Annotated in this window: 9 protein-coding genes and 1 pseudogene; 1 reads left to right on the top strand and 9 read right to left on the bottom strand. The window is 69.3% G+C overall.

Annotated features, from left to right (window positions below; all coding sequences use genetic code 11):
- The 8 genes and pseudogenes from QM569_RS08270 to QM569_RS08235 form a co-directional block, all read right to left on the bottom strand.
- A pseudogene (locus tag QM569_RS08270) lies at positions 1 to 308 on the bottom strand (molybdopterin molybdenumtransferase MoeA); the annotation flags it as partial.
- Complete coding sequence (locus QM569_RS08265) at positions 305 to 829, bottom strand: GNAT family N-acetyltransferase (protein WP_414986754.1); 525 nt, start codon at positions 827 to 829, stop codon at positions 305 to 307. The pseudogene QM569_RS08270 and the gene QM569_RS08265, both read right to left, overlap by 4 nt.
- On the bottom strand, positions 826 to 1,419 hold the full coding sequence (mobA, locus tag QM569_RS08260) for a molybdenum cofactor guanylyltransferase MobA (protein WP_414986753.1): 594 nt from the start codon (positions 1,417 to 1,419) through the stop codon (positions 826 to 828). Before mobA ends, QM569_RS08265 begins: the two co-directional genes overlap by 4 nt.
- The gene (gene moaA / locus QM569_RS08255) at positions 1,416 to 2,540 is read right to left on the bottom strand and encodes a GTP 3',8-cyclase MoaA (protein WP_414986752.1); all 1,125 of its coding nucleotides are present in this window, start codon (positions 2,538 to 2,540) and stop codon (positions 1,416 to 1,418) included. The genes mobA and moaA overlap by 4 nt, the downstream gene beginning before the upstream one ends.
- 25 nt (positions 2,541 to 2,565) lie before the next feature.
- Positions 2,566 to 3,336, bottom strand: a complete 771-nt coding sequence (locus QM569_RS08250) for an SDR family oxidoreductase (protein WP_414986751.1) — start codon at positions 3,334 to 3,336, stop codon at positions 2,566 to 2,568.
- A gap of 46 nt (positions 3,337 to 3,382) precedes the next feature.
- Positions 3,383 to 3,937 carry a DUF2889 domain-containing protein gene (locus QM569_RS08245; RefSeq protein WP_414986750.1) on the bottom strand — a complete coding sequence of 185 codons (555 nt, stop codon included), beginning with the start codon at positions 3,935 to 3,937 and terminating at the stop codon, positions 3,383 to 3,385.
- A gap of 7 nt (positions 3,938 to 3,944) precedes the next feature.
- The gene (locus QM569_RS08240; protein ID WP_414986749.1) at positions 3,945 to 5,378 is read right to left on the bottom strand and encodes an aldehyde dehydrogenase family protein; all 1,434 of its coding nucleotides are present in this window, start codon (positions 5,376 to 5,378) and stop codon (positions 3,945 to 3,947) included.
- Between the two features lie 107 nt (positions 5,379 to 5,485).
- Positions 5,486 to 6,190 (bottom strand): Crp/Fnr family transcriptional regulator, encoded by a 705-nt coding sequence (locus QM569_RS08235; protein WP_414986748.1) that lies wholly within the window; start codon positions 6,188 to 6,190, stop codon positions 5,486 to 5,488.
- Positions 6,191 to 6,277: 87 nt separating this feature from the next.
- Between QM569_RS08235 and QM569_RS08230 the strand changes: the two genes are divergently transcribed.
- Complete coding sequence (locus tag QM569_RS08230; protein ID WP_414986747.1) at positions 6,278 to 6,802, top strand: DUF962 domain-containing protein; 525 nt, start codon at positions 6,278 to 6,280, stop codon at positions 6,800 to 6,802.
- A 294-nt stretch (positions 6,803 to 7,096) separates the two neighbouring features.
- Here the strand turns inward: QM569_RS08230 and QM569_RS08225 are convergent.
- Positions 7,097 to 9,452, bottom strand: a 2,356-nt coding sequence (locus QM569_RS08225) for a TonB-dependent siderophore receptor (protein ID WP_414986746.1), incomplete at its 5' end; no start/stop codon positions are given.

The raw sequence follows: 9,452 nt of genomic DNA, 5'->3' as shown, positions 1-9,452 counted from the left end.
GCGCTGCCCGCCCAGGCACGGCCCGCCAGCGCCGCGCCCGCCACGCGCAGCGTGAGCGGCTGGCCCGCCGCGAGTTGCGCGCCTGCGAAGGCGTAGCCGTCCATGGCGGAGTTGTCGTGCGGCGGCACGCTGATGGGCGATACCACGTCGCGCGCCAGCACGCGGCCCAGGGCGTGGTAGAGGCTGATCTCCTCGGTGGCGGTGACGGGCTCCACCAGCCGGTCCAGGAAGGCGCCCACGTCGCTGGCGCGCAGGGAGTCGGGGTCGTAGCCTGGCAGCTCGGCGGCGATCTGGGCAATGGTTTTCATGGGTTCAGTACCAGCAGCATGTGCAGTTTGTCGTAGCCCACGCCATCGACCACGATGGCGCGCGGCAGCAGGCCCCAGGCGCGAAAGCCCGCCTGTTCGTACAGGCGCACCACGTGCGGGTTGGATGCGGTCACCGTCAGCACCAGTTGCGTGAGGCCGGGCACGCGCCGGGCCGCGGCCACGCAGGCGGCCACCAGTTGCCGGCCAATGCCCTGGCGCTGCGCGGCGGGGGCGACCATCATGCTGACGACCGTCGCCATGTGGCGCACCTTGGCGCGCGGGTCGCGCTCGCAGCCCACGCAGCCCAGCAGGCGGCCCGCGCCGTCGAACGCGCCCAGAAAGAACCGGCCCGACGTCAGCGGGCCGAAGCGCGGCACGTAGTCGCTGGCGGGGCGGGCGGCGGACGCGGCGTGGTCGGACGTGAAGGCGTCGGGCGCCGTGCGCAGGGCCTCGTCGCGCAGGGCCTTGTAGGCGGGCGCGTCGGCGGCGGTGAGGGCGCGGATGCGCACGGGCAGGGTCATGGGGAAGAAGACGGTTCCAGCGCCCGCAGCTCGGCGAGGGTGTTGGCGTTGGCGAAGGCGCCGGGGTCGTCGTCGAAGCGCGCGGTGGTGTGGCGGTGCCGGGCGATCCAGGCGCGCACCTTGCGGCCACCGCCTTGCAGATAGTCGGCCAGGTCGCCGCGCAGGCGGGCGTGCAGCAGGCAGAACACGGGCTGCGGGTCGCCGCCCTGCGCGGCGGCGGTGGCGATGTCGGCGTTGTCGCCGTGCGCCGCTGCGGCCAGGCGTGCTGCCAGGTCGGCGGGGAAGAAGGGCGTGTCGCACGGCACCGTCAGCAGCCATGGTGTGGCGCAGTGGGCAAGGCCCGCCAGGAAGCCCGCCAGCGGCCCCTCGCCGCCTTCGTCGGGCCACACGGGTGCGCCAAAGGCTTGGTACGCGGGCAGGTTGCGGTTGGCGCTGAACATGAGCGCGCCCACTTGCGGTTGCAGCCGCCGCAGCGCATGCAGCGCCAGCGGCTGGCCGCGAAAGGCTTGCAGGCCCTTGTCCACCCCGCCCATGCGGGTGCCCTGGCCGCCCGCGAGAACCAGGCCGGTGATGTGCTGGCGCTCGATCATCCGCCGATGTAGCTCATCTCGATGCGCTCGCCGCTGGCGTGTACGCTGCCGCGCAGCTCGGAGTAGCGGTCCTGGCGCTGCTGCCAGATGGGCGCGATGGCGGCGGCGATGGCCTCGTCGCTGGCCCCGCCGCGCAGCAGGGCGCGCAGGTCGTGCCCCTGGGTGGCGAAGAGGCACAGGTACAGCCTGCCCTCGGTGGACAGGCGGGCGCGGTTGCAGTTGCCGCAGAAGGCCTGCGTCACGCTGCTGATGACGCCTACCTCGCCCAGCTGCGGGTCGTGGCGGCCATCGGCGCCCGCGTAGCCCCAGCGCTCGGCCGTCTCGCCGGGGCTGCTGGCGGGCAGCGGCACCAGGGGCAGCTCGGCGCACAGGCGGGCGATGACCTCGGCGGACGGCAGCACCTCGTCCATGCGCCAGCCGTTGGTCGCGCCCACGTCCATGTATTCGATGAAGCGCAGCGTGACGCCCGTGCCGCGAAAGTGGCGGGCCATGGGCACGATCTCGTGGTCGTTGGTGCCGCGCTTGACCACCATGTTGACCTTGATGCGGGCCAGGCCCGCCGCCTGCGCGGCCTCGATGCCCGCCAGCACCTCGGCCACCGGAAAATCCACGTCGTTCATGCGGCGGAACACGGCGTCATCCAGCCCGTCCAGGCTGACGGTGACGCGGCCCAGGCCCGCGTCCTTCAGCGCGCGGGCCTTGCGCGCCAGCAGCGCGCCGTTGGTGGTCAGTGTCAGGTCGGGCACGCGGCCATCCACTGTGCGCAGCTGCGCAAGCTGGGCCACCAGGGCTTCGAGGTTCTTGCGCAGCAGGGGCTCGCCGCCCGTGAGGCGGATCTTGCGCACGCCGTGTACGAGGAACAGGCGCGCCAGGCGCGTGATCTCCTCGAAGCTGAGCAGCGCATCGTGCGGCAGGTAGGGGTGGTCCTTGCCGAACACTTCCTTGGGCATGCAGTAGTTGCAGCGAAAGTTGCAGCGGTCGGTCACGCTGATGCGCAGGTCGCGCAGCGGGCGGCCCAGGGTGTCGGTGAGCAGGCCGCTGGGCGCCGGGGCGCGGGGCGGCACCCGCACCGCCAGGGCGGCGATGCGCTGGTCCAGCAGGGGGATCACACGGTCGGCCATGGGCCGATTTTGCCGCACGGGGCGGTCAGACGCAGCGTGCGCCGTCCACCTCGATGCACACGCCGCTGATGAAGGCGGCCTCGTCGCTCGCCAGGTACAGCGCGGCATTCGCCACGTCCAGCGCGGTGGAGAAGCGGCCCAGCGGAATGGTTGCCAAAAACTTGGCCCGCCGCGCCTCGTCCACCGGCCCGCCCGCGAACTCGGCGGCCAGGCCCGTGTCGGGGTTGAACACGGGGTTGATGCAGTTCACGCGGATGTTGTCCGGCCCCAGCTCGGCGGCCATGGACTTGCTGGTGATGATGACGGCGCCCTTGGAGCCGTTGTACCAGGTCAGGCCCGGGCGCGGGCGCAGCCCCGCCGTGGACGCGATGTTGATGAAGCTGCCCCCGCTCCCCTCCGGGTTGGCGCGCATGGCGGGCACGGCGTGGATGGCCGACAGGTAGATGCTCTTCATGTTGATGGCATAGACCTTGTCGAACTCGTCCTCGCTCACTTCGAGCATGGGGCGGTTGCGGTGCGTCCAGCCCGCGTTGTTGACCACCACGTCCAGCCTGCCGTGCAGGCGCAGGGCTTCATCGACCAGGGCCTTGACCTGGGCGGAGTTCGTCACGTCGGCCTGGAAGAAGCTGGCGGTGCCGCCCGCCGCCTTGATGGAGTCCACCACGCGCTGGCCGCCCGCAGCGTTGATGTCGGCCACGATGACGTTGCCGCCTTCCGCCGCGAGGCGCCGGGCGATGCCCTCGCCGATGCCGCCGCCCGCGCCGGTGACGATGATGGATTTGTTCTGCACGCGCATGGTTTGTCTCCTGTTTTGATAGCTGCTGCCCTATACACAGCAAGCGCTAGAGGCCGATTTGGCTCTTGTCTTTGTAGAAGCGGGGGTAGTGTTCCTTTACCCCTTCGCCGCTGAAGTCCCAGCCCTTGCACTGGCCCAGGTGCCGGGGCGGCAGGTCGTCGCTGGCGGGTTGGAACGCGGCGGTCGCGGACTGGAATGCGGCGGTGGCCAGGTTGAACAGCAGCTCGCGCAGATGGGTGCAGCCTTCCACGCCGCCCAGGTGCTGCTGGATGGCCTGGCGCCAGCCGCGCGCCATGCTGCAGCCCACCATGCGCTGCAGCGACGCCTGGGCCTCGGTGCAGCCGCGCAGCGGGTGGGCGTCCATGGCGACGGCGATGGCCTGCACGGTCAGGGTGTTGTCCACCGTCACGCGCAGCCACATGTGGTGGATGGGTTCGCCCGCGCGGCGCGTGCCGCCGCTGCGGGCCGATGTCACGTCGTAGGCTTTGCTGTCGTGCAGCTCGCCCTCGATGTCCCACAGGCCGTCTTCGCGCTCGAAGCCCTGGTAGGTCACGCGGCGCACGTGTTTCAGTGCCCGGGGTGCGGGGGGTGGCAAAGGCATGGCGCGGTCAGCCGTGTTTGATGGCCACGGTTTTCAGCGTGGTGAAGCCGTACAGCGCCTCGAAGCCTTTTTCGCGCCCGTAGCCGCTGGACTTGACGCCGCCGAACGGCAGCTCCACGCCGCCTGCCGCGCCGTAGTTGTTGATGAACACCTGTCCGCTGTGGATGCGCCGGGCCATGCGGAACTGGCGCGCGCCGTCGCGCGTCCAGATGCCCGCCACCAGGCCGAACTGCGTGGCGTTGGCGAGTTCGACGGCATGGTCTTCGTCCTGGAAGGCCATGGCCGAGAGCACGGGGCCGAAGACTTCTTCTTGCGCGAGGCGGTGGCCCACGGGTACGTCGCGCAGCAGCGTGGGGGCCTGGTAGTAGCCGCCCTCGGGCGCTTCGTCGACGATGCTGCCCTGGGCCACCATGGGGATGCCCGCGACCTGCGCGTCCGACAAAAAGTCCCACACGCGCTGCTGCTGCGTCTGGCGGATGAGCGGGCCCACGTCCAGGTCCATCGCCGCAGGGCCGACGCGCAGCTTTTCAAACGCCGCGCCCAGGCGCTCCAGCAGCGGCTCGTAGATCAGCGAGTCGATCAGCACGCGCGACCCCGCCGAGCAGGTCTGCCCCGCGTTCTGCACGATGGCGTTGATGACCACGGGGACGGCGGCGTCCAGGTCGGCGTCGGCAAAGATGATCTGCGGGCTCTTGCCGCCCAGCTCCAGCGTGACGGGGCAGTGGCGCTCCGCGGCCACCTGCTGGATCAGCGTGCCCACCTTGGGGCTGCCGGTAAAGCTGATGTGGGCTATGCCCGGGTGCCGCGCCAGCGCGTCGCCCACCTCGTGGCCGTAGCCCGTCACGATGTTGAGCGCGCCGGACGGGAAGCCCACCTCGGCCGCCAGCTGCGCCACGCGGATGAGGGACAGGCAGGCGTCTTCGGCCGGCTTGACCACGCACACGTTGCCTGCCGCCAGCGCGCCGCCCACGCTGCGGCCAAAGATCTGCATCGGGTAGTTCCAGGGGATGACGTGGCCCGTCACGCCGTGCGGCTCGCGCCAGGTCAGCACGCTGTAGCCGTCGGGGTAGGGAATGGTCGCGCCGTGCAGCTTGTCGCACGCGCCCGCATAGAACTCGAAGTAGCGCGCCAGCGCCAGCGCGTCGGCGCGGGCTTGGCTTGTGGGCTTGCCGCAGTCGCGCTGCTCCAGCGCCGTCAGCTCGTCAGCGTGTTCCAGAATCTTGGCCGAGAGCTTTTGCAGCAGCCGCCCCCGGTCGGCAGGCGCCATCTTGTGCCACACCGCCTGGTAGCACTGGCGGGCCGCGTGTACCGCCGTGTCGATGTCGTCGGCGTTGCTGCGCTGGATCTCGTCGAAGGGCTGGCCGTCGGACGGGTCGATCACCGGGATGGTGCGGCCCGACGCCGACGGCACCGAGGCGTTCGCGATGTAGTTCAGTTGCATGGTGGGGGCCATTTTGCCTGCAACTGAAATGTGTGCTTAGTATTGGGGTCAAATCGGCCTCCAGCGCTTATCTGACGGTCACAGACAGCTATGCAATCAGTAGCAAATCAGGAGCATGCGGCGCGCAGGCCGTCCAGGTCCACGATCTCCACCTCGCCCCGGTGAACCCGCAGCAACTGGCGCGCTTGCAGGTCTTTGAGGATCTGGTTGGTGGTCTGGCGCGAGATGGCGAGCATCAGCGACAGCTGCTCCTGCGATATGCCGATCACCCGGCGCGACTGGCCGGGCACCATGAATTGGCCGTAGCCCTCGGCCATCAGCACCAGCCGCCGCGCCAGGCGCTGGGGCGCGGGCAGCAGGGCCAGCTCCTCCATGGCGACGAAGGCGGTGCGCAGCTTGTCGGTCAGCAGCAGCGCCAGCGCGCGCCAGTACACAGGGTGGTCTTGCAGCCATTGCTGCAGGCGCTGGTGCGGCACGTGCAGCAGCGTGCTGGCCTCGGCGGCGTGCGCGTCGTGTGTGCGGGCGGAGCCATCGAACACCGAGATCTCGCCAAACCAGTGCGGCGGCTCCAGCCGCGTGAGCAGCGCGGCGCGCGCCTCGTCGGCCCGCCCGCCCGTGCCCGAGATGCTGATGGCGCCCCGCACCACCGCATACAGCCCGCAGGGCGCGTCGCCGCGCAGGAACAGCACCTCGCCCGGCTGCAACTGGCGCACCAGGGCCATGGCGATCAGCGGCTGGGCAAAGGCTGGGGGCAGTTGGGCGAACCAGCGACCGGTTTGCAAAATGGGCAGGTAGGCGGCGGGGTCGGTCATGGGGGTGTTTTGTCGTCTGTCCGACAGACCTTGGTGCGGGGCGGGGCGAACATCGATGCTGCTCAAAACGCCAGACGGAGACATCCCATGAAAACCCTGATCGACCATCTTTCGCAATACGCCGACTACCACCGCGACCCGCGCAACATCCATACGCACTTCGTGGGCGTGCCCATGATCATGTTCGCGGTCGTCGTGCTGCTCTCGCGGCCCGTCTGGATGGCGGGCGGCCTGCCCGTGACGCCTGCGCTGCTCTGCGCGCTGGCGGCTAGTGTCTTTTACTTCCGGCTGGACGCGCGCTTCGGCCTGGCCATGGCAGCGATCATGGCCGCCATGCTGGCCGGGGCGCAGTGGCTGGCCGCGCAGAGCCTGGCCATGTGGCTGGGCGCGGGCGTGGGCCTGTTCGCGGTGGGCTGGGTGATCCAGTTCATCGGCCACTACTACGAGGGGCGCAAGCCCGCGTTCGTGGACGACCTGGTGGGCCTCATCGTGGGGCCGCTGTTCGTGGTGGCCGAATGGGCCTTCGCGCTGGGGCTGCGCAAGGAGGTGCAGGCAGCGGTGGAGGCGCGCAGTGGGCCGGTGCGGCTGCGCACGGGGCGGGCGGCGGCCTGACTGGTGTGCTGTCCTGGTCAACCTCCCGCCCAAGGCTGCACGCCGATGGGCGCGCGGAGGGCGACCATCGTTGACATTCATTTTTGCCGTACCGCTCTAAGGTGCAGCGGCTGGGGCTCGGCGAAACCCGCGTATTTCGCCGTTTCCACCACCAGCCAGTTGCAGTAGGCCGACGGCGGCGCCTGCGGACGCGCGCGCAGGCGCCACGGACTATCGAATCAATAGCTGCCAGCGCTTGATGGACGCGCGCTGCAAGCCTTTTTCATCAGTGGCCGCAAGCAGGCGCGCGCCGCGTCAGAACCGGTAGGTGGCCGTTGCCGTGATCGTGCGCCGCGCGCCGAACCAGCAACGGTCAGCCGTCGACTCGCAGTTGCTGAAGTACGTCTTGTCCGTCAGGTTGTTGATGTTCAGGGCAAAGCGCCAAGGGCCTGTCTCATAGCCCAGCATCAGATCGAGCAGGGTCACGGACGGCACACGCGGGCCTGCCTCGCCGCCTGAATCGAGCCCGCTCAGGTCCCGGAAGGCACTCATATAGCGCACGCCCATGCCCACCGACAGGCCGGGCAGGTTGGCAGCCGAGAAGCGGTACATGCCCCAGACGGCAGCCTGGTTCTTCGGCGTGCCCTCCAATTTTCGATCCTGATCGATGTAGGTGTAGTAGGCCAGCAGGCTCAGGTTCGACGACAGCTTGGCTTTCAGCTCCAGTTCGATCCCCTTGTTCAGCGTGGAGTCGAGTTGCCGCCCGAACAAGGGGTTGTCGGGATTGGAGACGATGCGGTTCTTTTCCTTGAGCCGGTAGACGGAGGCCGTGGCGCTGATGGCCCCATCTGCTGGCATGTACTTCAGACCCGCTTCGATCTGCTCACCACGCAGCGGTTTGAAAAGCGTGCCTTCCTCGGTGGTGCCGGATTGCGGCGTGAACGATTCGGAGTAGCTCAGATAGGGCGACCAGCCGGAAGGCGATGCATATATGAGGCCCAGGCGCTTGGTGTTGGCTTGGGTCGTCTCGGGCTCGCCCGCGCCGAAATTGGTGTCGGTGTCGCTAGTGCTGCGGTCGTGACGCAGGCCCGCGACCAGAATCCAGTCCTGCCAGCGCATTTGATCGGAGACATAGATGCCGGCGTTGCGCGTTGCCGTTTGCCGAAGGAAGGAAAACTCGGTGATGGGATCGTTGCTGACGCCATAGACCGGTGCATAGGCGTCAATAAGGCTGGTCGGACCGCTGCCGGACTTCATATCGAACTTCTGGCGCGAGTAATCGGCTCCCAGCAGCAGCTTGTGCTTGACTGCGCCGGTGTCGAAGCTGGCCTCCAGATGGTTGTCGATCCCGCCGACCTGATTGCGGTAGTGCTGCCTGAAATGCGCTCGCGTGAGGAGGCGCTGATTGATCGGGTCGTCCGCCCATGCGCCCAGCCAGAACGCATTGGTGTGATAGTCGTTCTCGATGACGTTGCGGGCAACTCTGGCGCTCTGCCGGAACACCAGGGTGTCACTGAAGCGGTGCTCGACCTGCCAGCCAAAGCTGCGCCGCGAGCCGTTGAAGTAGTCGCCGGGCTCGCCGATGAAGCGGCTGCTCGGGAGCTGCCCGTTCGGGTTCGGCAGCAGGGTGCCGGCCCATGGAAAGAATTGCGCCGACTGGCCGCTCTTGTTCTCCTGCCACAGTCCTTGCAGCGTCACCGAGGTGGCGGCGTTGGGTCGCCAGCTCAGCGATGGCGCGATCAGGCTGCGGTCGTCGGGCACGTAGTCCACCTGGGTATCGGACTTGCGGGCGAGGGCAATCAGCCGGTACGACCACACGCCATCCTCGGTCAGCGGGCCGGTCAGGTCGGCCTGCACCTGCCGCCGGTTGAAGCTGCCCAGCGAAACGCCGACCTCGCGCTGCGCTTCCTGCAAGGGCCGCTTGCTGACCATGTTGACGAGGCCTGCGGTACTGCCGGCACCGTAGAGCATGCCGGCCGGGCCGCGCAGCACCTCGACGCGCTCCAGCATGTAGGGGTCTTCGCGGGTGTTCGTCTGCCACCCATAACCTTCTGTGTATTGCTGCAAGCCGTCCAGATACAGCGTTGGCTCCGAGCCCCGGACCAGCAACCAGTCGCCACGGGTGTCGAAGCCCCAGACCCCGCTGCGCACCCCCGCCGCATAGTTCATTGCACCTTCCATGCTGGTGGCGCCCTGGTCGGTCATCTGGTCGCTGGTGACCACGGTGACCGACTGCGGTGTTTCCGCCAGCGGCGTGTCGGTCTTGAGCGCCGTCGCGGCGCGGCGGGCGATGTAGCCGGGCACCGGGCTGGTGGCGGTCTCCCCGTCCGGCAGCTGGGCGGTCACGGTCACCTCCCCCAGCGTGCCCTGCGCCGCCGGCGTGGGCGGCGCAGGCTCGACGGTGAAGGTCTTCTCGTCCTGCGCGCGCACCACCAGCCCGCTGCCGGCCACCAGCCGCTCCAGCGCCTCGCGCGGCGTGTAGTCGCCGTGCAGCGCGGGCGCGCTGCGGCCCTGGGCCAGTTCGGACGACAGCACCACCTGCACGCCGGCCTGCCGGGCCAGGGCGCCGACGGCGCGGTCCAGCGGCGCGGGCGCCAGGTCGATGCGCTGGCGCGCGCCCTGGGCATGGGCGGCGCAGGCCAGCAGCAAGGCGGCGGCCAGGGGTGCCAGG

Origin of the sequence: Acidovorax sp. (genome assembly GCF_047607405.1) — a bacterium.
GTDB lineage: Bacteria > Pseudomonadota > Gammaproteobacteria > Burkholderiales > Burkholderiaceae_C > Acidovorax.
Note: the sequence above shows the minus strand (reverse complement) of the source record. Positions and strands in the feature narration are given on the sequence as shown.

Bases quoted from the DNA above. Each gene is read 5' to 3' on its own strand.
- moaA (WP_414986752.1), bottom strand. From the start codon at position 2,540: ATGGCCGACCGTGTGATCCCCCTGCTGGACCAGCGCATCGCCGCCCTG.
- QM569_RS08265 (WP_414986754.1), bottom strand. From the start codon at position 829: ATGACCCTGCCCGTGCGCATCCGCGCCCTCACCGCCGCCGACGCGCCC.
- mobA (WP_414986753.1), bottom strand. From the start codon at position 1,419: ATGATCGAGCGCCAGCACATCACCGGCCTGGTTCTCGCGGGCGGCCAG.
- QM569_RS08245 (WP_414986750.1), bottom strand. From the start codon at position 3,937: ATGCCTTTGCCACCCCCCGCACCCCGGGCACTGAAACACGTGCGCCGC.
- QM569_RS08235 (WP_414986748.1), bottom strand. From the start codon at position 6,190: ATGACCGACCCCGCCGCCTACCTGCCCATTTTGCAAACCGGTCGCTGG.
- QM569_RS08250 (WP_414986751.1), bottom strand. From the start codon at position 3,336: ATGCGCGTGCAGAACAAATCCATCATCGTCACCGGCGCGGGCGGCGGC.
- QM569_RS08240 (WP_414986749.1), bottom strand. From the start codon at position 5,378: ATGCAACTGAACTACATCGCGAACGCCTCGGTGCCGTCGGCGTCGGGC.
- QM569_RS08230 (WP_414986747.1), top strand. From the start codon at position 6,278: ATGAAAACCCTGATCGACCATCTTTCGCAATACGCCGACTACCACCGC.